Origin of the sequence: Pseudomonas sp. PA-7-1E, from assembly GCF_021605325.1 — a bacterium.
Lineage (GTDB): Bacteria > Pseudomonadota > Gammaproteobacteria > Pseudomonadales > Pseudomonadaceae > Aquipseudomonas > Aquipseudomonas fluorescens_BV.
This window is the reverse complement of record NZ_WKFA01000030.1, coordinates 40,638-60,936: the sequence shown is the minus strand read 5'-3', so window position 1 is coordinate 60,936 and position 20,299 is coordinate 40,638. Positions and strand designations below refer to the sequence as shown.

At 61.1% G+C, this 20,299-nt stretch carries 18 protein-coding genes; 9 read left to right on the top strand and 9 right to left on the bottom strand.

Going from position 1 to position 20,299, the window contains the following annotated elements; genetic code table 11:
* The first annotated feature begins 253 nt into the window (after positions 1-253).
* The 3 genes from GIW79_RS18815 to GIW79_RS18805 are packed head-to-tail and all read left to right on the top strand — an operon-like array spanning position 254 to position 3,819.
* Entirely contained in the window at positions 254-913 is a 660-nt protein-coding gene (locus tag GIW79_RS18815) for a paraquat-inducible protein A (protein WP_034128130.1), read from the top strand.
* On the top strand, positions 900-1,523 hold the full coding sequence (locus tag GIW79_RS18810) for a paraquat-inducible protein A (RefSeq protein ID WP_054897181.1): 624 nt from the start codon (positions 900-902) through the stop codon (positions 1,521-1,523). Before GIW79_RS18815 ends, GIW79_RS18810 begins: the two co-directional genes overlap by 14 nt.
* Positions 1,516-3,819, top strand: a complete 2,304-nt coding sequence (locus tag GIW79_RS18805) for a PqiB family protein (RefSeq protein WP_054921763.1) — start codon at positions 1,516-1,518, stop codon at positions 3,817-3,819. The genes GIW79_RS18810 and GIW79_RS18805 overlap by 8 nt, the downstream gene beginning before the upstream one ends.
* Positions 3,820-4,008: 189 nt before the next feature.
* Here the strand turns inward: GIW79_RS18805 and mksF are convergent, their stop codons facing one another.
* Genes mksF through mksB form a run of 3 tightly spaced genes read right to left on the bottom strand, consistent with a single transcriptional unit; the run spans position 4,009 to position 8,820 of the window.
* Entirely contained in the window at positions 4,009-6,849 is a 2,841-nt protein-coding gene (gene mksF, locus GIW79_RS18800; RefSeq protein WP_034128127.1) for an Mks condensin complex protein MksF, read from the bottom strand.
* Complete coding sequence (gene mksE, locus GIW79_RS18795; protein WP_054921767.1) at positions 6,846-7,553, bottom strand: Mks condensin complex protein MksE; 708 nt, start codon at positions 7,551-7,553, stop codon at positions 6,846-6,848. Before mksE ends, mksF begins: the two co-directional genes overlap by 4 nt.
* Positions 7,543-8,820 (bottom strand): Mks condensin complex protein MksB, encoded by a 1,278-nt coding sequence (mksB, locus tag GIW79_RS18790; RefSeq protein ID WP_032893713.1) that lies wholly within the window; start codon positions 8,818-8,820, stop codon positions 7,543-7,545. Before mksB ends, mksE begins: the two co-directional genes overlap by 11 nt.
* Before the next feature lie 187 nt (positions 8,821-9,007).
* Between mksB and GIW79_RS18785 the strand changes: the two genes are divergently transcribed.
* Together GIW79_RS18785 and rimI are read left to right on the top strand one after the other, a co-directional pair.
* The gene (locus tag GIW79_RS18785) at positions 9,008-9,754 is read left to right on the top strand and encodes a hypothetical protein (protein ID WP_060764114.1); all 747 of its coding nucleotides are present in this window, start codon (positions 9,008-9,010) and stop codon (positions 9,752-9,754) included.
* The gene (rimI, locus tag GIW79_RS18780; protein WP_054897177.1) at positions 9,747-10,199 is read left to right on the top strand and encodes a ribosomal protein S18-alanine N-acetyltransferase; all 453 of its coding nucleotides are present in this window, start codon (positions 9,747-9,749) and stop codon (positions 10,197-10,199) included. Before GIW79_RS18785 ends, rimI begins: the two co-directional genes overlap by 8 nt.
* Before the next feature lie 133 nt (positions 10,200-10,332).
* On the opposite strand, the gene GIW79_RS18775 is transcribed toward rimI, so the two are convergent.
* A complete protein-coding gene (locus GIW79_RS18775) occupies positions 10,333-10,737 on the bottom strand; it encodes a serine kinase/phosphatase (protein WP_096144133.1) in 405 nt (134 codons plus the stop codon).
* Between the two features lie 138 nt (positions 10,738-10,875).
* Between GIW79_RS18775 and can the strand changes: the two genes are divergently transcribed.
* The gene (gene can / locus GIW79_RS18770) at positions 10,876-11,520 is read left to right on the top strand and encodes a carbonate dehydratase (protein ID WP_003188288.1); all 645 of its coding nucleotides are present in this window, start codon (positions 10,876-10,878) and stop codon (positions 11,518-11,520) included.
* Here the strand turns inward: can and GIW79_RS18765 are convergent.
* The 3 genes from GIW79_RS18765 to acpA form a co-directional block, all read right to left on the bottom strand.
* Entirely contained in the window at positions 11,517-12,041 is a 525-nt protein-coding gene (locus GIW79_RS18765; RefSeq protein ID WP_034128124.1) for a hypothetical protein, read from the bottom strand. The genes can and GIW79_RS18765 overlap by 4 nt on opposite strands.
* Before the next feature lie 135 nt (positions 12,042-12,176).
* Entirely contained in the window at positions 12,177-13,346 is a 1,170-nt protein-coding gene (locus GIW79_RS18760) for a hypothetical protein (protein ID WP_054897175.1), read from the bottom strand.
* Positions 13,347-13,465: 119 nt separating this feature from the next.
* Positions 13,466-15,166 carry an acid phosphatase gene (gene acpA / locus GIW79_RS18755; RefSeq protein WP_236453652.1) on the bottom strand — a complete coding sequence of 567 codons (1,701 nt, stop codon included), beginning with the start codon at positions 15,164-15,166 and terminating at the stop codon, positions 13,466-13,468.
* Positions 15,167-15,321: 155 nt separating this feature from the next.
* On the opposite strand from acpA, the gene GIW79_RS18750 reads away from it, so the two are divergent.
* Both GIW79_RS18750 and GIW79_RS18745 read left to right on the top strand, forming a co-directional pair.
* Positions 15,322-15,612: a nucleotidyltransferase family protein gene (locus tag GIW79_RS18750; protein WP_032893707.1), complete on the top strand. Its 291-nt coding sequence runs from the start codon at positions 15,322-15,324 to the stop codon at positions 15,610-15,612.
* Positions 15,609-15,950: a HepT-like ribonuclease domain-containing protein gene (locus GIW79_RS18745; RefSeq protein WP_057977427.1), complete on the top strand. Its 342-nt coding sequence runs from the start codon at positions 15,609-15,611 to the stop codon at positions 15,948-15,950. Before GIW79_RS18750 ends, GIW79_RS18745 begins: the two co-directional genes overlap by 4 nt.
* 38 nt (positions 15,951-15,988) lie before the next feature.
* On the opposite strand, the gene GIW79_RS18740 is transcribed toward GIW79_RS18745, so the two are convergent.
* Positions 15,989-17,407 (bottom strand): short-chain fatty acid transporter, encoded by a 1,419-nt coding sequence (locus GIW79_RS18740; RefSeq protein WP_034128121.1) that lies wholly within the window; start codon positions 17,405-17,407, stop codon positions 15,989-15,991.
* A 186-nt stretch (positions 17,408-17,593) separates the two neighbouring features.
* On the opposite strand from GIW79_RS18740, the gene GIW79_RS18735 reads away from it, so the two are divergent.
* Positions 17,594-18,883 carry an MFS transporter gene (locus GIW79_RS18735; RefSeq protein ID WP_054897172.1) on the top strand — a complete coding sequence of 430 codons (1,290 nt, stop codon included), beginning with the start codon at positions 17,594-17,596 and terminating at the stop codon, positions 18,881-18,883.
* Positions 18,884-18,886: 3 nt separating this feature from the next.
* Here GIW79_RS18735 and GIW79_RS18730 read toward each other — a convergent pair whose 3' ends face one another.
* Positions 18,887-20,257, bottom strand: coding sequence for a GntT/GntP/DsdX family permease (locus tag GIW79_RS18730; protein WP_054921773.1), 1,371 nt, complete (start codon positions 20,255-20,257; stop codon positions 18,887-18,889).
* Positions 20,258-20,299: the final 42 nt, after the last annotated feature.

Below are 20,299 nucleotides of genomic sequence, written 5' to 3'. Positions count from 1 at the left end.
AAACGATGCATCGCCGATGGTAGTGTGGGGTTTCCCCATGTGAGAGTAGGTCATCGTCAAGATTAAATTCCGAAACCCCAATTGCGAAAGCAGTTGGGGTTTTGTTTTGGGCGCTCGAAAAGTGTCCACCTTGTCCCCGTACACCTGTGCGCCCCAACCTCCGACCTGACTGCCCCGACAAATTTGCACAGTTATTTCTGAGCGACACCACTAGAATAGCCACCTAATCATTTTTAGAGTCAGAGCCCTATCTATGCCCGATCCGGTTGATGCCCACGAGGTATCGGATTTACCGCTAGACGATCTGGTGGCATGCCATGAGTGCGACTTGCTGATGCGCAAACCAACGCTCGCCCTCGGCGAAAAAGCCCAATGCCCACGCTGCGGCTACGAGCTATACGCTCACCGTCACAATGTGGTCGAGCGCAGTCTCGCCTTGGTACTGGCAGCCCTGCTGCTGTACGTCCCCGCGAACTTTTTGCCCATCATGCAGCTCAATCTACTCGGGCAGTCTTCGGAGGACACCGTGTGGAGCGGCGTCGTTGGCCTGTTCGATACGGGCATGCAAGGCGTTGCCGCCGTGGTGTTCCTGTGCAGCATGGGCATCCCCTTGCTCAAGCTTCTGTGCCAGTTGGCAGTGCTGCTCAGTATTCGCTGGAACATCGGGCGCAATTACGGGCTGCTGCTATATCGCATCTACCACCACATGAAGGACTGGGGGATGTTGGAGGTCTACTTGATGGGTGTGCTGGTGGCGATCGTAAAGCTCGCCGACATGGCCTCCATCACAATTGGCCTGGGTCTGGTCTGCTTCGTGAGTCTATTAATGGTTCAAGTTCTGCTTGAGGTGGTGATGTCGCCCCATCAGATCTGGCAAGCGCTGTCAGGAGAGGATGACCATGCGGGCGATTGATGCAGGTATTCTGATTTGTACCGAATGCCATGAGTTGAACAAGCAGGAAGCGGATAGCGAGGAGCAGCTCTGCACACGTTGTGGCGCGTTGATCCATGCCCGTCGCCCCAATAGCCTTACACGTACCTGGGCGCTGTTGATCACCGCGGCGATCCTGTATATCCCCGCTAACCTGTTACCCATCATGACGGTCAGCTCCCTTGGCCAAGGCGACCCCAGCACCATCATGTCGGGTGTCATCCAACTGGTGCAGCACGGGATGTTTCCTATCGCTGCCGTGGTGTTCATCGCCAGTATCCTGGTACCGACCTTCAAGTTGGTCGGCATTGGCCTGCTGCTGTTCTCGGTGCAGCGTCACCAACCGCTGTCCGCGCAACAACGCATTGTGATGTATCGCTTTATCGAGTTCATTGGGCGTTGGTCCATGCTGGATATCTTCGTGATCGCCATCCTGGTGGCGCTCGTTAACTTTGGGCGGCTAGCCAGTATCGAGGCCAACCTCGGCGCTGCGGCGTTCGCCAGTGTGGTGATCTTGACGATGTTTGCCGCAGTAACTTTCGATCCCCGACTGATTTGGGATAACACGGAGTCGGACGACGACCATGAGTGATTTGCCTAAAGCTAAAACCCGCCCAGCCTCTAACTGGTCGGCCATTTGGGTGCTGCCCCTGATTGCCCTGATCATCGGTGGCTGGCTGGGGTGGCGTGCCTATTCCCAGCAAGGTATCGAGATTCAAGTTCGCTTTGAAAGCGGCGAAGGTATTCAGGTCAACAAGACCGAAGTGGTCTACAAAGGCATGACCGTGGGCAAGGTCAAAACCCTGGCCCTGGATGACGAAGGCAGCAATCGCGGGGTGATCGCCACCATCGAGATGAACAAGGACGTGGAGCAGTACCTCAAGACCAACACCCGCTTCTGGTTGGTCAAGCCCAGCGTCAGCCTTGCCGGTATCACCGGCCTGGAAACCCTGGTTTCAGGTAACTACATCGCCGCCAGCCCCGGTGATGGCGAGCCCACGCGCAAGTTCAAGGCGCTCTCCGAAGAGCCGCCGTTATCCGACGCCAAGCCCGGCTTGCACCTGACCCTCAAGGCCGATCGCCTGGGCTCGTTGAACCGTGGCAGTCCGGTGTTCTACAAGCAGATTCAGGTCGGCCAGGTCAAAAGCTACCTGCTGTCTGAAGACCAGAGCACCGTCGAGGTCAAGGTCTATATCGAGCCGACCTATGCCAACCTGGTGCGCAAACACACGCGTTTCTGGAATGCCAGCGGCATCAGTATCGACGCCAACCTTTCCGGCTTGAAAGTGCGCAGCGAATCCCTCTCCAGCATTGTCGCCGGAGGTATCGCCTTCGCCACTCCTGAAAACCGCAAAGACAGCCCGCCCACCGACCCGAGTCTGCCTTTCCGGCTATACGAAGATTTCGACGCCGCCGCAGCGGGCATCAAGGTCAAGGTCAAACTCACCGACTTTGAAGGCCTGCAGGCCGGGCGTACGCCGGTCATGTACAAAGGCATCCAGGTCGGCAGCCTGAAAACCCTGAAGATCGACCCGGACCTGTCCAGCGCCAGTGCCGAGCTGACCCTCGATCCATTGGCTGAAGACTACCTGGTCGAAGACACGCAATTCTGGGTGGTCAAACCGTCCATCTCCCTGGCGGGCATCACCGGTCTGGAGGCCTTGGTCAAGGGCAACTACATCGCGATTCGCCCAGGCGACAAAGGCACCCCGCCACAACGCGAATACGTAGCCCGCGCCAAGGCGCCACCTTTGGACCTGCGTTCCCCGGGCCTGCACATGGTGTTGCTCACCGACAGCCTGGGCTCGTTGGATGTCGGCAGCCCGATTCTGTACAAACAGGTCAAAGTCGGTTCGGTGCAGAGTTACCAGTTTTCACGCAAGAAAAAACAACTAGTGATCGGCGTTCATATCGAGAAGGAATACGAAAGCCTGGTCAACGGCTCGACGCGCTTCTGGAATGCCAGCGGCGTCACCCTTACGGGCGGGCTCACCGGCGGTATCCAGGTCAAAAGCGAATCCCTGGCCAGCCTGATGGCGGGCGGTATCGCCTTCGAAACGCCGGAACCGAACGTGCCATTGAAACATCGCATCCCGCGCTTTCGCCTGTATGCCGACCGTGATGCCGCCAACCAGCACGGCACTCTGGTGACCATCAAAGTCGACCGCGCCGACGGCCTGAGCGCCGGCACACCGGTGCGCTTCAAGGGGCTGGATGTGGGCAAGATCGAAAGTGTCGACCTCAGTGCCGACATGCAGTCGGTGCTGCTCAAGGCGCGTATCACTCAGGTTGCGGACCGCATTGCGCGCACGGGCAGCCAGTTCTGGGTGGTCAAGCCGGAACTGGGGCTGATGAAGACGGCTAACCTGGAGACCCTGGTCACTGGCCAATACATCGAGGTGCAACCGGCCGCGAAAAACGCCGGCCCGCAGAAGAGCTTTGTCGCCCTGACCCAGCCGCCTGAAACCGTGCATCAGGAAGCTGGCCTGAGCCTCACACTCAGCGCCGCCCGCCGTGGTTCGTTGAAGGAAGGGGTACCGGTCACCTACCGTGAAGTGACGGTCGGCAAAGTCACCGGCTATGAGCTGGGCCAGACCGCCGACCGTGTGTTGGTGCACATCCTGATCGAGCCCAAGTACGCACCTCTGGTACGCAGTGGCAGCCGCTTCTGGAACACCAGCGGCTTTGGCCTCGACTTCGGCTTGTTCAAGGGCGCGACCGTGCGTACCGAGTCCCTTGAAACGCTGGTGGCCGGCGGCATCGCCTTTGCCACGCCGGATGGCGAGCGCATGGGCAACCCGGCACGGCCGCAGCAGACGTTCCCGTTGTTCGACAAGTTTGAGGATGAATGGCTGACCTGGGCGCCTAAGATTCCACTCGGTAAATAAACCGAGGCGCGGCTATCGCGGGCAAGCCCTGCTCCCACAGGGATATGCATTTTCAGCAAGTATGCATTCCAACTGTGGGAGCCGGGCTTGCCCGCGATGAGGCCCACAAGCACACCGCAAATCCCAAGCCGAAAAAAAAAGGCCGCGATCCCAAAAGATCGCGGCCTTTTTGCCTTTCAGTACAGCCCGTCAGACTTCATCCAGCTCCGGCTCGTCCGCCTGCACATTCATCGTCGCCTTCACCACATCATGGCGACGGATGTACTTCCAGTCCGCCTCATCAATGTAGATCCCGTTCGGCCCGCTGCCGCCCTCCAGGTCAATCGCCACCTGGGCGGACACCTGCGGCTTCACACTCGCCAGGATCGGTACAAAGCCCAATTGCAGGCTGGTTTCCAGCAGTGCTGCCTGGTTCTTCTCATCGATGTCTGCCGCTTCATCGAGGTAGTACGGCAAGCGCACGCGACCGGCCTGGTCGCGGTCCATCAGGTGCAGCAACAAGTACATGTTGGTCAGCGCCTTGATGGTCATGGTAGTGCCGTTGGACGCAGCGCCGTCGATGTCGGTATGGATCACCGGCTGGCCGTTGACCTTGGTGATTTCGAACGCCAATTCGAACAAGTCCTTGAGGCCCAACTGGTTATGGTTGGCGGCGACCAGGCGAGCCAGGTATTCCTTGGCTTCTTCGTTCTTGTTGTCCTGTTCGGCGCTCTGGCTGAGGTCGAACACCGAGAGGGTCTCGCCTTCTTCATACTGACCGGCACTGTGGATGATCTGGTCGATATGCTTGAGCGCTTCCTTGTTCGGCGCCAGTACGATGCGGAAGCTTTGCAGGTTGGAGACCTGGCGCTTGTTGATCTCACGGTTGAACAGCGCCAACTGGTGTTCCAGGCTGTCGTAGTCACTACGGATGTTGCGCAGGGTACGGGCGATGTCGGTGACCGCTGCACGGCGCGCCTTGCCGAGGGTCAGCGCCTCGTCGGTACGGTGCGCATAGGCGTTGATCAGCAGTTGCAGACGACGCTCGACATCATCCTCACTGTCGAACTTGGCCACGCCCTTGAGACGCACCTGGGCGTACAGCGCTTCGATCTGGCCATCGGCGCGCAGCAAACCCTGCCAGCTGTCCTGATAGTCATTGAGCAGCGGCAGCAGGTTGTCCATGGAGTCGTCGACCGGGTCCATGAACGGCGTGCCGAACGGCAGGTCCGCCGGCAACAGCTGACGACGGCGCAACGCGTCATCCAGCGTGCGTTGCTTGGCTTCCATATCGCCGATCTGACGGCCGACCAGTTGCAGCTTGGCCGACAGTTGCTGGACGCGCTCGGTAAAGGCATCGCTGGAACGCTTCAACTCGTCCTGGGCCGCTTCCATCTGCGCCAGGTTTTCCAGCTTCTCGCCTTCTTCGGCGCTCAGGGTCTGGGTGCGGCGGAAGTCTTCCAGGGCCTTTTGGGCATCCAGTACCTGCTGGTACAGCGCTTCGGTCTGGGTCTTGCTTGCGGCGCGGTCGGACGCCACGGCCTGCTGGGTTTTCAGTTGCTTGAGCTCTTTTTCCAGGCGCTCTTTCTGGTCACGCAACGCGGCGCGATCCGCCAGGGCTTGCAGTGCCGGCGGCTCGATGTGCGAGATGTCGATGGACAGCCCCGGCACCTCAAAGCGCTCGCCCTTGAAGCCATCGAGAATCTGCTCCAGGGATTTGACCCACTGGCCGTCCTCGTCCAGCGTGATGCCATGTTCGCCCAGCGGCAAGCTGAACAGCGAGCTGTTGAACAGGCGCATCAGGCGCTCGACATCCTGCTGCGAAAATTCTTCGCGCAGCTTGGCGTAGCTGTTGTTGTCCGCGTGATCGAGCTGCTGCTTGACCGACTTCAAGCGCTTTTCCAGGTCGCGCAGGCGTTCTTCCAAGTCCTCGGCGCTGAACTGTCGCGACTGCGCCAAGGCGCCCGCCAGTTCATCGTGGGCATCCTTGGCGGCGAGCAATTGCTGCTCCAGCATCTTGACGTCATCCACCAGGGCAAAGCGGTGCTTGAGCACCGACAACTCGCCCAACCAACGCTGGATGCCACTGATTTCCCGCTCCAGGCGCATCAGCTCCTGTGTGCCGCCGCGCTGGTCGTTTTGCAGCGCGTCCTGCTCGTTGCGGTAGTGTTCGGCCTGGATGGTCAGCTCTTCCTTGCGCGCACTGGCGTAGTCCGACCAGGTGCCCAGCAACGAATCCAGCAGCGGCGACAGGCGATGCAGTTTGCCGCGCAGGGCGTCGCGCTGTTTCACGCCATTGGCCAGGGCTTCAACCAAGGGGCCGGCAGCCACCAGCGAGTTGTAGTCCTGCTCCATGCGTCGCACATCACGGAAGGCTTCTTCACAGGCCGCGATGTAGTCGACACTGCCCGAACGCAGGCTGTGTTCGAAGGCATCAAGGAACAGTTGCTTGAGCTTGGCCGCGGTGATTTCGCGCATGTGCAGCAGGTTGATAAACAGCGCGCGGAACGTCTTCAGGCTCTGCTCGCTGGTGGAGCGCAGCGGAATCAGCGTCAGGTCCAGCGGGACCGACGTATGCCCGCCCACCAGCAAGCGCCGCAGTTCATCGGGCTTGAGCTCGTAGGCTTTCAGGCCCTCGCGCTCAAGGTTGGTGAACAGCTCTTTCTGACGCAGGCAGGTGTCGTTTTTCTGGTAGTGGGTAAGGTCCAGCTTGCCGGCGTAGGCAAAGAACTGGTGACCAAAGCCGCCGCCCGGGCCGCGGCCGACCACGCCGATAACGTGCGGGCCGTGGGGCAGAGAGACTTCTACCAGGATGTAGCTGGTGTCGGTGGCAAAGTAGAAACGCCGCGATTGTTCCAGGGTGTACTTGCCGAAGCTCATGTCCGACATGCGTGCCAGGATCGGGAATTGCAAGGCGTTGATCGAGGCGGATTTACCCAGGTTGTTGGCGCCGTACACCGACAGCGGTTCTTCCAGCGGGAACAAGCCCAGGCTGTAACCGGCGGTGTTCAATAGGGCGAAGCGGCGGATGCCGTAGCGTTCCTTACTCATGCGTCGGTCTCCTGCTCTTCGGCAATGGCACGGGCCAGGGCATCTTCTTCGCTTTCTTCGGTGAAGGCGCTCAGATCCAGCGGGTCATCGGTCTTCAGCAGTTTCTCGTCGCTGTCTTCGTCGAATATCACCGGTGCCGGCAGCGGCAGTACGCTGTGTACGCTGGCGGCAAGGTCGCGGTCCTGCTGCACCGACAGGCACACATCCAGGAAGCGGTGCATCGGCGGCAGGAAGCGGTAGATACCGTTGTCTTCGCTGGCAAAACCCAGTTGGGTCATGCGGCGCATGATTTTTTCTTCGAGCTCTTCCTGGGTCTGTACCTCGGCCTGGATAAACAGGTCACGGTATTTCTCCAGCAACGAAGGCAATTCATCGCGGCCCAGGCTGCCGCCGTCGAGCACCGCAATCGGGTCGCGACCCTGGTCGGCCAGGTGTTCGACGATGATGAAGGTGAACAGGGCCAGGCGCTGGGCGGTTTTGTTCACCTGCGCGGCAGCCACGGCAGTGTCCGGCACGAAGTAATAGAAGCCGCGGGTATCGCACACCAGCTCAAAGCCCAGGGCCTTGAACAGCGTGCGGTACTGGTCCTGGAAGTTCGACAATTGCGCGTACAGCTCCGGGTCGCGACGGCTGACGTGGTAACCCTTGAACAGCTCGCGAAAGATCGGCGCCAGCTGGGACAGTTCGGATAGATCAAGATGCATAAGGCGTGCTCGCAGAATTCTCGGTGGCATCGACGCCGGCCGGGAGCAGGGCGAAGGAGCGCAGGCTGACCTGGTGCTCGTGGGTGTGGTAATCGCGACGTTCCAGGCGCTCGCGCTTGAAGCGTTTTTCCCGGGACAGGCGCGAGAACCAGTACAGCAATTCATCGGTGGCGCCGTCCGGTTCCTGCTCCAGCAGCCAGGTCATCAGGTCGGGCATCGGCAGCGCGTCTTCGCAGCGTTCGAGCATTTCCTTGACCGTACGCGGTGCGCGCTGGGCTTCGCCTTTGTGGGACTTGTGCGCCTTGGGGAAACGCGCCGGCTTGGGTTCGAAATTGGCCAGGGCATACACATAGGCCTCGACCTGGCTCGCACTGCCCAAAAAGGTGCTTTGCGGCCGGGTGAACATCGGCATCGCCGCTTGCGGCACCGCGTCCAGGCCTTTGCGGCGAATCGCCGACAGGGCCAGCGCCGCACCGCGAGTCACGGCGTTATGCCGGCGTGCTTCTTCACGCAGCGGCAGCAGCAACTCCCGCGCATGGCGCAAGGTCAGCTGGGCGCTGGTTTGCATCTCGAGGATGCGCGCATGGGTGCGCAGCAGCATGTCGTCATCTACCAGGTGGCCAAGACGCTGTTGCTCGGTGAGCATGCGCAGCAGCACGTTTTCCACCTTGCGTACGCCTTGCTCGAAGGCGCCGTCGGCGTTCACCAGTTGGATCATCGGCTCGACGTATTCGTCCCAGGTCGCCAATACCTCGGCGTAACGCTGGCGCAACGGGATCTGGCGGTCGCTGGTCTTGGCGCGGTCGGCCACGGCGGCGAGGGCCTGTTCGTCGTTGGCGAGTTTTTTGAGCACATCGCGCACGCGCATATCCAGCAGGCGCAGTTGCCGGGCCAGGTCGTGGCCGTCACGGATGTCGAAGGCGTCCTGGATGTAACCGGCCAGACGCTCCAGGTGGCGCAGGTAGGCTTCGATTTCCAGGCACAGGCCAAGCCGGTGCTCCTTGCGAAGATAGGCGAGGAAGTCGTGGATCTGCGCGTTGAGCTCGAAACGGTTCGGGCTCTTGGCGACAGGTACCAGGATATCCAGGCGAATCCACACGTCCAGTAGGCTGGTGATGTCCTGGGGCGTGCTGTCCAGTTGTTGGGCGGCCAACTGTGCGCGCAGCTCGGCCAGGCTCAGGGTGCCTTGGTCGAAGTGTTCGCACAGAGGCTCAAGTAAGGCCCAGTGTTCGGCGAGGGCGCGCAGGACTCGCTTGGGTTCGATCATGGGAATGGCCGGCTGGTTGGCGATTAAAAGTCGCGATTGTACTGCATCAGGCGCGGGATTTATCCACAGCCGGTCAGTGCGCAGTGGGCGATTGTTGCCGAACAGCGGTAGAATCCCCGCTCTTTACTTATCCACAAGTGGCCGAGCTGTGCTTATCGAGTCCCGACGTCGCGCTTACTTGACCGCCATGCAGGTGGTCAACTGGCTGCCCCGCACCGAACTGCCGTTTGCCGCGCCGTCGCGGCCCGAGTTGTTGCAGGCGCTTGAGCCTTATGAGGCTTTCGAGTCGTCGGGGGAAGAAGCGGCCGCGCCCGTGGCGGTGGTCAAGCCCACCCCTGAGACGCGCCCGGTGGTCGAACGGGCCAAGATCGAAGTGCCGCGCCCTGCGCCGGTGACCAAAGCTGCCAAGGTGCTGGAGGAGGCTGCGCCGGTGGCCAAGGCGCCGGTCGTGCCGCCGCCACGCTTTGCCCTGCAATTGCTGCGGGCCGGGCGTTGCCTGTTGCTGGTGGAACTGCCGACCGGCGAACGTTTCCAGTCCCGCGACCCGGCCTACCTTTTGCTCAAGGACATGCTGCGCGCCGCCGGCCTGCCCGACAGCCCGCAAATCGTCGGTGAGCCGGTGCGCTGGCCGCTGCTGGTGCGCGGCACCATGGACCAGGGCCCCGAGGCCGCACGAGATTTCGTCCAGGGGTTTGTCTCGGCACGCCTGGAAGACGAGCCTTGCGTGTGCCTGTGGCTGATCGGCCTGCCCGCTGTGCGGTTTGCCGGTGAAGCAAACGCCGAGGCCTGGTACCGCGAGCTGCAGGTTGAAGGCCTGGGTTCGGTGTGGGCCCTGCCGGGCCTGGAATTATTAATGGAAGAGCCACAGCGTAAGGCTGATGTCTGGCAAGCCATGCGCCGGCTGATGGCGCGCTGGAAAACAACTGATGAGTGAGGCTTTATCCTTTCGCCCGATGACCGAGGCCGACCTCGAGGCCGTGCTGAAAATCGAATACGCGGCGTTCAGCCACCCCTGGACCCGCGGGATTTTTCTCGACGGGCTGGGCAAGTACCAGATCTGGCTGATGTTCGAAGGCGAGCAGCAAGTGGGGCACGGGGTGGTGCAGATCATTCTCGATGAAGCGCACTTGCTGAACATTACTGTGAAGCCGGAAAACCAGGGCCGTGGTTTGGGCCTTGCTTTGCTGGAGCACCTGATGTCCCGTGCCTATGCGGCCAATGCCCGGGAGTGCTTCCTGGAAGTGCGCGACAGCAATACCGGCGCGTTTCGCCTGTATGAGCGTTATGGCTTCAACGAGATCGGCCGTCGCCGGGATTACTACCCGGCGGTGGGTGGCCGCGAAGATGCAGTCGTGATGGCCTGCACCCTCGTCGACTGAACAACCGTGAGCTGTAGGAGCGAGCTTGCTCGCGAAAAACGTCAACGATAACGCGTGCTTCCTGGATGACCGCGGCGCCGGTGGGTTTTTCGCGAGCAAGCTCGCTCCTACACCTACATAGGGTGATGATCGATCAGCGCTTGCGGTTCAGCGGGTCCAGATCAGCCAGTTCCGCCTCATCCAACCCATTCCCGCCACCAATGTCATTCTCTCCCACGACGCTCAAGTCATAGTCGGCGGCATTGTCTTCGCCTTCCTCCTGCGCATCCCGCGCGCCGTCCTCACGGATCAGCGTCTCCGGGCTCATATCGTCGTCGGTGGATTCATGATCATCCGTCGATGCGCCGGTCAGCCCGGCTTCGCGCACCCGTTCGTCGGGCATCAGATGGTCGCGCTCACGGCGGGGCAGCTCGTCGCCGATTTCCGCAGTCTGGTCCTGCTCGTCAAAATCCAGCTCGCGCATCTCACCCATGCGGTCTTCGTTGTCATCGATCGGTTCCGGCTGCGTTGCGCCGTAGGGACGTCGTGATTCAGTCATGGCCAATCCTCATACTGTGGGGCTTATAGTGTGTGGACAGGCATGGCAGCCAAAAAATTCAAGCTAATTAGCGCCTGGCGTGACCCGGACGAGGGCTTGTCAGTCACAAACCTGCGCATCATTCCTGAGGCTTCCCTGATGAACGAACTACAAGACCTGCTTGATAACAACGAACGCTGGGCGGACGCGATCAAACAGGAAGATCCCGAATTCTTCGCCAAGCTCGCCCGCCAGCAGACCCCGGAATACCTGTGGATCGGCTGCTCCGATGCCCGTGTACCGGCCAACGAGATCGTCGGCATGTTGCCCGGTGATCTGTTTGTGCATCGAAACGTGGCCAACGTGGTGCTGCACACTGACCTCAACTGCCTGTCGGTGATCCAGTACGCGGTGGATGTGCTCAAGGTCAAACACATCCTCGTCACCGGTCACTACGGCTGTGGCGGCGTGCGTGCGTCGATGCAGGACCGCCAGTTCGGCCTGATCGACGGCTGGCTACGCACCATTCGCGACCTTTACTACGAAAACCGCGATGTGCTGGCCCAGTTGCCGACCGAAGAAGAGCGTGTGGACCGCATGTGCGAGCTCAACGTGATCCAGCAGGTGGCCAACGTCGGCCACACCAGCATTGTGCAAAATGCCTGGCATCGCGGGCAGAGCCTGTCGATCCATGGCTGTATCTATGGCATCAAGGACGGTCGCTGGAAGAGTTTGAACACCACCATCAGTGGCTTCGAGCAACTGCCGCCGCAATACCGCCTGCGTCCGTTGGGCGAAGCCTAAGGTCGTTTGTGCTCACGCCACCAGGCCATGAAGGCCTGGCCTTCGGCGTTCAGCGGCTCCTTGCTGCCGGTGATCCAGCCCCGGCAGTTCAGCTCGCCGCAATGGCAAGCGAACTGCCGGGCCAGTGTGTCTTCGGTGGTGGCGTAATCCAGCGTCAGCAAGCTGCCGGCGCCGATGGGTTGCACCGTCCATAGCTCCAGGTACGTCGTGTCTAGAAACACGTTCGGGTTGCAGGAGTGCTGTAACAGGCCGCAGAGCCAACAATCGTACAAGTGGATGCGGGGTGACAGTTGCAGCGTGTACGGGCGCCGTTCGCTCACGGCATAACCGGAAACCTTAGCAATGCGCGTGCGACTCTCAAAGGCCACGCGCGCCGTGACCCTGGCCGCAACCCCTTCAGCCTCTTGCTTGACCTCAAAGTGCTCGGTCGAGGGGTAACCCTGTTCCACGAGCAGCGTCTTGAAGGGATAGAGGCAGTCATTCACAGCCGTTTCAGCCTTATCCATGGCTCGAGTTTTCATCACTCTCCTGAGCGGGGCTGCATGGACCTGCGGGTGTGACGGCCAGTCTTGCAGCAAATGGGCGCGGCCCTAGATTCGCCGAAGTGGGATCCGGTTTCTACTGTCAAAGTTGACAGTAGAAACGGTTTCTTCGCCTTAAAGCGCGGGGGCTATGACGGTGGGCGTGGGAGCGGCATTTCTCAACAGTTTCAACTGCGCTTTGATAGGCGCTGTGGCGCACTTGGCGTTGGCCTGCTCAGGCGTCAGGTGGCGCACCGAGGTGTAGAACAATTCACACGTCTGCTCCTTGCGCGTGACTTGCCAAGTGTTCAGGCAGGCCTTGAGCAATACGTTCGCATCGCTGGCGGGTTTCTGGCCCATGCCTGCTTGCCAGCAGGCGGCGCTCAAGTCCTGGCCCATCACTTTCAAACCGGCGTCATCAGCCTTTTGTTCATCACCGTCATAGCTGTCGGGGCTGGCCGCATACCAAATGTAACTTGGGTGGTTGGCGCCCAATACCGCGACGGTTTTGCCAGGCTCCGGGCTGATCTGCGCCAGGCTCAGCACGCCCACGGTTTGCCCGTATTGTTGCTTGATCCAGCTACGCACTGGCGCGCCGAAGGCCACCATGGGTAATGCGCCGCCAGGGCGCAGGCTCAGTTCCTTGACCATGCGGGTCTGGTAGTCGGTGAAATACCCGTAGACGGTTTCCAGGTCTTTGCCGGCATTGGACGGCGCAGCGATGGGCGCGATATCGATGATGGTCTGGTACGCCGGCGTTTCCGTGGCCGGTACGCCATTTTCGCTTAACAAGGTGGCCCAGCGGTCGGTGGTGGCCGATTCCAGGTAATCCTGGGCCTGGGTCAGCGAGTAATCCGGAGGGAAGTGCAACAGCTCGATGCTTTTGCGGTTTTCCAGGGCCATGCCCAACGGCAGGAACAGGTACCAGTTGTAGGCCCATTTGCCATCGCTGTTGAGCTGGCTGGCGCCTTGGTAAGCCAGGTCGGCGGTATTGAGCAGCGTGGTCAGTGGCTGGCCGTAACTGTCGGGCACGCCGCTGAAGGACGCCGTGACCTGACCGTCGTGGGTCTTCACACTGACCTTGGCCCGGCTGTAACCGTCACGTTGCAGGCTCTGGTTCAAATAGTGTTCGGCGGTCTGCTCCAGTGACCATGGCCGGAAGCAGATCACATTGCAGTTGTTGGGGTACGCGAACAACTGGGTGACGCGCTGCGTGCTGCCCAGTGGCACCTCGATGTCGGCCTGTACGACCGCACTCGCCAGTAGTGCGGCGAGGGTGAAGGACAGCCTGGTCGGTTTAAACATAGTCGATTCCTTGTCAGCGAAGCCCGTCTGCGCGGGATGGAAGCCCACCTGCACACAGTAGCGGCTGACCGGGAAAATCGCGTGTTAAATCGCCCGGCATGTCGTTATTGGATAAGCCCCTACAGGCTGAACTGCAAGGCATTGCTCAGATCGCCCATGGGTTTCTGGCCGCGCGCGATCATCGCGTCATCGCGCTGCTTGAGGCCGTCCAGGGTTTCCAACTGGAACACCCGGGTGATCAAACGCAGGATCGATGCCGTGTCGTACACCGTATGGTCCACCGTGCCTTTGCGGGCAAACGGCGACACCACCAGCGCCGGAACCCGCGAGCCCGGGCCCCAGCGGTCACCCTGGGGCGGCGCCACGTGGTCCCACCAGCCGCCGTTTTCATCCACGGTCACCACCACCACCATGTTTTTCCACTGCGGGCTTTCTTGCAGCACCTTCAAGGCGCGGGCGATATGGCGGTCGCCCGAGGCCACGTCGGCATAACCGGCGTGCATGTTCAAGTTGCCCTGGGGTTTGTAGAAGCTCACGGCGGGCAGCTTGCCGGCCTGGGCGTCGGCGAAGAACCGGTTGGTGCTTGACTCATCGCCCAAACCGCCGTCACGCAGACGCCTGGCACGTTCTGCCGGGTTTTGCGGCCCTTGCTGCTTGAAGTAATTGAACGGCTGGTGGTGGTACTGGAAATTCGGAATCTTGGGGATGCCGCCGGAGTCCTTGAACTGCTCCAGGGTGGCTTGCCACGCACCGGCGTACCAGGCCCAGTCGATGTTCTTCTTCGACAGCTTGTCGCCAATATGCTCGTGGGTTTGCGGCACCAGCACATTGGGCAGGTCGGGCTTGGAGTAATCCGGGTTTTGCGGGTCGCGGATCCAGGTGGGCCAGTAGGGTGGGGCCAGGGTGTTTACGCCGTAACCATCGGGTGTCAGTGCGCTGGGGCCGAATTGTGGTGGGCCGGTCATGGCGCTGGCCGGTGACGTGTCCAAGGGCTTTAGGCGCGTGTCGCTGGGGTCATCGCTTTGCAGCGTGGCGATCTGCGCCTTGGCCACCGACTGCGCGGCATTGGGATAAAACGGCGCGGTGGCGCTGATCAGGTACTGGTGGTTAAGGAACGAGCCACCAAACGCGCCCTGGAAGAAGTTATCGCACAGCACAAACTCCTTGGCCACGTCCCACAGGCGCAGGGCATAACGGCTTTGGGCGTAATGGCCCATCACCAGCCCACCGGAATCGCCCCAGGCGACAAAACCATCATTCTTGCCGCCGTTGATCTGCATCTGGTTCTGGTAGAACACGTGCCATAGGTCGCGGGTCACCAGGCTCAATGGCAGGTCTTCGCCCTGCGGGCCTTTGAGGGCGAACGGCGCGTTGGGCAGGTTTTGCTGGAATTGCACTTCGCTTGGGTAAGTCACCCCGTCCACCGTTTGTGGGCCGACCTGCAACACACCGCCCCAGCTCGGTGACAGGGCAGGCAATACGCTGCCATCGCGGTCGCGCTGCTGGAAGTCCTTGGCGGTTAACGCCGACAGCGGTTTCTCCACCCCGGGGAAATCTGCGAACAGGTTGTTGAAGCTGCGGTTCTCGGCATAAATCACCACCACGGTTTTCACCTGCTCGCGCAGCGCCTTGTCCAGTTCCTGGGGCGTGAGCGGCCGCGCCACGGGTGGGCTCGGTGCTTCGCTGGTATTGCCGCAGGCACTCAAGGTCGCCCCCACCCCCAACACCGCCGCACCGCCGAGGAAGCGCCGACGGCTGGTGTCTACCGGCGTTTTGGGGGCGCAGTCGTGCGCAGGGTGGTCGTTGTGCTCGTCACTCATTGCGAGGAATCCTTGGCGAGATGTTGCAAGATATTTCGCAGGACGGTAGCAATGGAATGTGACGGAACAAAGACACGCGTGTGATGGGCGGGGCGTGTCTACACGGCTCAAGCGCTGCTAGACTGCCCTTCTAATGCACATCACTGAGGTGAGTCGTGAGACCTTCAACTGCACTTGATCTGCAACGAACGGCTGTACGAGAAGTGGTCGGACGTTTCCGTATTTCCAATCCCAGAGTATTTGGGTCGGTACTGATGGGGACTGACCAAGAAGGCAGTGATCTTGATTTGCTGGTAGACGCGCCGCCGGGCACAACGCTCTTTGATCTCGGTGGGTTGCAGGTCGAGCTTGAGGACTTGCTCGGCGTTAATGTCGACCTGCTTACGCCTGGCGACTTGCCTTTGAAGTTTCGCGATAAAGTGCTAGCGGAGGCCCGGCCAGTATGACGGAAAGTCGGCTAGGGGATTATCTGGAGCACATAAGGCAAGCTGCCACTGACGCGATCACTTTTGTAGAGGGCTTGAGCAAAGAAGAGTTTTTGGAAGACCGGCGAACACAACAAGCTGTGGTCATGAGCCTGATCATCATTGGTGAAGCGTCGACGAAAATCATGGATCAGCATCCGGACTTCGCGGCGCGCCATTCACATATTCCTTGGCGCAATATGCGAGCGATGCGCAACCGAATCGCTCATGGTTACTTCGATATCAACTTGGATGTTGTTTGGGACACGATACAGAGTGCATTACCTGATCTATTGGCACGCCTTCCTGTAAATCCTTGACCGCAACTGTTCTACCAACAGTTGCGGTCACTCGTTATTCAGGGCATCACAGGCGGCAAATACTTCAACGTCGTCCCCAACGCCCACAGCAAAAACAACACCAGCGGCGTGTGCACCAGCAACTGCACAAACGAAAACCCGATCAAATCCCGCGCCTTCAGCCCCAGCACACCCAGCAACGGCAACATATAAAACGGGTTGATCAAGTTCGGCAGCGCCTCGGCGGCGTTGTAGATCTGCACCGCCCAGCCCAGGTGGTATTGCAGATCATTGGCCACTTGCATCACATACGGCGCTTCGATGATCCACTTGCCGCCACCTGAGGGGATGAAGAAGCCCAGCACTGCTGAGTAAACGCCCATCAGCAGGGCGTAGGTGTCGTGGGAGGCGATGGAGGTGAAGAACGTCGAGATATGGTGCGCCAGAGTCTGGCCGTCGCCGCCCTTGACCACCGTCATCAGTGCGGCAATCGAGCCGTACAGCGGGAACTGGATCAGCACGCCGGTGGTGGTCGGCACCGCACGGGCCACGGCATCGAGGAAGCTGCGCGGGCGCCAGTGCAGCAGCGCGCCCACCATGATGAACAGGAAGTTATAGGTATTGAGCCCCGAGATGGCGCTGATCGCCGGCTTGGTCGAGAACTCATGGAACAGCCAGCCGGCCGCCAGCGACGCCAGCAGAATCGTCAGCAACGGGCTGTGTTCCAGCCATTCACCGGGGCGCGTCGGCGCCTGCGGCTTGGGCAGGTTGAAGGCCGGGTCAATGCCGCAGGCCTTGGCATCCCGGGCGCTGTTGGGGCCAGGCGCGGTGGCGTAGGCGATGATCAGCGACACTACGATCAGCGCCAGCAACAGCACGCCGGATTGCCACAAAAAAATAGTCTCGGTGAACGGGATCATGCCGGTGATCGACAGAATCGACGGCGGCAAGCTGGCCGGGTTGGCCTGCAACTGCGCGGCCGACGACGACAGCCCCAGCGCCCATACGGCCCCCAGGCCCAGGTACGCTGCAGCGCCAGCGGCACGGTAGTCCATGCGCAAATCCGTGCGCCGGGCCAATGCCCGCACCAGCAAACCGCCGAACACCAGGGACAGGCCCCAGTTAAGCAACGACGCCACCATGGAAATCAACGCCACCCAGGCCACAGCCGAACGGCCATTCTTGGGAATGCGCGCCAGGCGGTCGATCAACTTCACTGCCGGCGGTGAGCTGGCGACCACGTAACCGCCGATCACCACAAAGGCCATCTGCATGGTGAACGGGATCAGGCTCCAGAACCCATCGCCAAATGCCTTGGCCGCTTCGGCCGGTGCGGCGCCCATGCCCAGGGTCGCGACGGCGACGATGATCACGGCGAGGGCGGCAAACACCCAGGAGTCAGGAAACCAGCGCTCGGCGAAGTTGGAGCAACGCAGGGCAAATCGGGCATAGCGGCTGTCTTCGATAGCATCGGCCACGAGTCTTTCCTCTTGTAGTTATTATGGGGTTTGGCAGTTTTACGGCATGTTCCTCTACGGCCATTGATTTGGGAATGTTGTTATCTTCAACGATCAATGAGTAAAACAAATATATCCGTCACGATTGCCATCGATGGGCTCAGCTCATAACCTGCACGCCATTTTGTTTGCCTGCCGAGCCTGCACATGACTGCCACCTTTTCCCCACGGGCGCAGCGTTTTTCCCGCTCCGACTACAAAACCCTGGGCCTGGCCGCCCTCGGCGGCGCCCTGGAAATCTACGACTTCATTATCTTCGTGTTCTTTGCGCTGACCCTCAGCCAACTGTTCTTCCCGCCGGAAATGCCCGAGTGGCTGCGCCTGTTGCAAAGCTTCGGCATTTTCGTGACCGGCTACCTCGCCCGCCCACTGGGCGGCATCCTGATGGCGCACTTTGCCGACCACCTGGGGCGCAAGCGCGTCTTCAGCCTGAGCATCCTGATGATGGCCTTGCCCTGCCTGTTGATCGGCGTCATGCCGACCTACGCGCAAATCGGCTATTTCGCCCCGCTGATCCTGCTGGCGTTGCGCGTGCTGCAAGGCGCAGCAGTGGGCGGCGAAGTGCCCAGCGCCTGGACTTTCGTCGCCGAGCACGCACCGCGTCACCATCGTGGCTATGCCTTGGGGTTTTTGCAGGCCGGCCTGACCTTCGGTTACCTGCTGGGGGCGCTGACCGCCACCTTGCTCGCGCAAGTCTTCACCCCTGCCGAAATCCTCGACTACGCCTGGCGGTTCCCCTTCCTGCTCGGCGGCGTATTCGGTGTGATCGGCGTATGGCTGCGCCGCTGGCTCAGTGAAACCCCGGTGTTCCTGGAGATGCAGGCGCGTCGCCAGGCCGCCGCCGAAATGCCCTTGCGCACCGTGCTGCGCGACCATCGCGCCGTGCTGCTGCCGGCGATGATCCTTACCTGCGTGCTGACGTCTGCCGTGGTAGTGCTGGTGGTCATTACCCCGACCATGATGCAGAAAACCTTCGGCATGAGCCCCAGCCACACCTTCGCCCTCAGCGCCCTGGGCATCGTCTTCCTGAATATCGGCTGCGTGCTCGCCGGCCTGCTGGTGGACCGCATCGGCGCGTGGCGCGCGGTATTGGTCTACAGCCTGTTGCTGCCGGTGGGCATTGCGCTGCTGTACGCCAGCCTGATCGCCGGCGGCGTGTGGCTCGGAGCAGCGTACGCCGTGGCGGGCCTGAGTTGCGGCGTGGTGGGCGCGGTGCCGTCGGTGATGGTCGGGCTGTTTCCGGCGCAGGTGCGGGTGTCGGGCATTTCCTTCACCTACAACATTGCCTATGCACTCTGGGCAAGTACTACACCGTTGTTATTGATCGCGCTGATGCCGACCAGCCCGTGGATCTGCGTGGGGTATTGCGTGGTGATGGGGGCGGTGGGGGTGGCGAGTGTGGCGTTGTTTGGCAAACGCCACAGCCTGGCCGCCTGAGGATCAGGTCAGGAAGTGCCAGAGCAACAAAGTGCCCACCAACCCGACCACCGAAACAATCGTCTGCAACACCGACCACACCCAGATCGTCTGTTTCAACTGCAAGCCAAAGTACTCACGCACCATCCAGAACCCGGCGTCATTGACGTGGCAGAAGAACACCGAGCCGGCGCCGATGGCCAGGGCGACCAATGAGCTTTGCGTTGCCGCCAACCCGGCCATCATCGGCGCGAGGATGCCGGCGGTTGTGGTGGTGGCGACGGTGGCCGAGCCGGTGGCCTGGCGCAGGGCCACGGCGATCAGCCAGGCCAGCAGCAGGTAGGGCATGTGCGCGCCTTCGGCGACTTTGCTGATGGTCTGGCTGACGCCGGCGTCCAGCAGGGTTTGCTTGAGGCCGCCGCCGGCGCCGATAGTCAGCAGTAGTACGGCGATGGGCGCCAGGGCTTTGCGCAGGGTGTTGCCGACGTCGGCGCGTGGCATGCCCGCCGCCCAACCCAGGCAGACGACCGCGGCGATTACGGCCAGGCCGAGGGCGACCAGCGGTTCACCGAGGAATTTCAAGGTCAGGGCGAGGGTGCTTTCCGGCGCCAACGCGACTTTAGCCAAGGTGCTGCCGAGCATCAGGATTACCGGCAACAGAATGATCAGCAGCGACACACCGAAGCTCGGCTGGCGCGGGGCCTTGGGCGGTGCGCTGAACAAGGCGCCGATATCGGCCGGCTCATCCACGTGCAGGCGCTTGGACAGCCAGTTGCCATACAGCGGCCCGGCCAGGATCACTGCCGGCACCGCCAGGCAAAAGCCCAGCAACATGGTCAGGCCCAGGTCGGCGTGCAATGCGCCTACGGCAATCAGCGGCCCAGGGTGAGGTGGCATCAAGGCATGCAAGGTGGTCATGCCCGCCAGTGCAGGGATGGCGATCTTCAGCAACGGCTGGTTCGAACGCTTGGCCATCACAAAGATGATCGGCACCATCATCACCAGGCCCACTTCGAAGAACAGCGGCAGGCCGATCACCATGGCGACCAACGCCATCACCCAGGGCAATGACTTGCCTTTGCCCAGCCCGAGCAACGTGGTGGCAATACGGTCGGCCGCGCCGGATTCGGCCATCAGCGCGCCGAGCATCGCACCCAGGGCAATGATGATCCCGGCTTCGCCGAGAATCGCCCCGGCGCCTTTACTGAACGCCTTTGCCACTTCTTCCGGCGGCAGGCCAGCGCCGACCCCGGCGATAAAGGTGCCGATCAAAATCGACAGGAAGGGCGGCAGTTTGGTCGCGCTGATTAGCACAATGATGCTGGCGATCGCCAACAGCACGCAGAGCATGAGGCGGGTGTCGTGAACCATCCACGCGGCAGTCGATAACTCCAAGACGGGACTCCTTATCGAGCAGGTTGGCTAATATGTTTCTTT

Coding starts and splice junctions, on each gene's coding strand:
- GIW79_RS18765 (WP_034128124.1), bottom strand. CDS start 12,041: ATGAAAACTCGAGCCATGGATAAGGCTGAAACGGCTGTGAATGACTGC.
- mksF (WP_034128127.1), bottom strand. CDS start 6,849: ATGAGTAAGGAACGCTACGGCATCCGCCGCTTCGCCCTATTGAACACC.
- GIW79_RS18775 (WP_096144133.1), bottom strand. CDS start 10,737: ATGACTGAATCACGACGTCCCTACGGCGCAACGCAGCCGGAACCGATC.
- mksB (WP_032893713.1), bottom strand. CDS start 8,820: ATGATCGAACCCAAGCGAGTCCTGCGCGCCCTCGCCGAACACTGGGCC.
- mksE (WP_054921767.1), bottom strand. CDS start 7,553: ATGCATCTTGATCTATCCGAACTGTCCCAGCTGGCGCCGATCTTTCGC.
- rimI (WP_054897177.1), top strand. CDS start 9,747: ATGAGTGAGGCTTTATCCTTTCGCCCGATGACCGAGGCCGACCTCGAG.
- GIW79_RS18810 (WP_054897181.1), top strand. CDS start 900: ATGCGGGCGATTGATGCAGGTATTCTGATTTGTACCGAATGCCATGAG.
- GIW79_RS18785 (WP_060764114.1), top strand. CDS start 9,008: ATGCAGGTGGTCAACTGGCTGCCCCGCACCGAACTGCCGTTTGCCGCG.
- can (WP_003188288.1), top strand. CDS start 10,876: ATGAACGAACTACAAGACCTGCTTGATAACAACGAACGCTGGGCGGAC.
- GIW79_RS18805 (WP_054921763.1), top strand. CDS start 1,516: ATGAGTGATTTGCCTAAAGCTAAAACCCGCCCAGCCTCTAACTGGTCG.
- GIW79_RS18760 (WP_054897175.1), bottom strand. CDS start 13,346: ATGTTTAAACCGACCAGGCTGTCCTTCACCCTCGCCGCACTACTGGCG.
- GIW79_RS18745 (WP_057977427.1), top strand. CDS start 15,609: ATGACGGAAAGTCGGCTAGGGGATTATCTGGAGCACATAAGGCAAGCT.
- GIW79_RS18735 (WP_054897172.1), top strand. CDS start 17,594: ATGACTGCCACCTTTTCCCCACGGGCGCAGCGTTTTTCCCGCTCCGAC.
- acpA (WP_236453652.1), bottom strand. CDS start 15,166: ATGAGTGACGAGCACAACGACCACCCTGCGCACGACTGCGCCCCCAAA.
- GIW79_RS18815 (WP_034128130.1), top strand. CDS start 254: ATGCCCGATCCGGTTGATGCCCACGAGGTATCGGATTTACCGCTAGAC.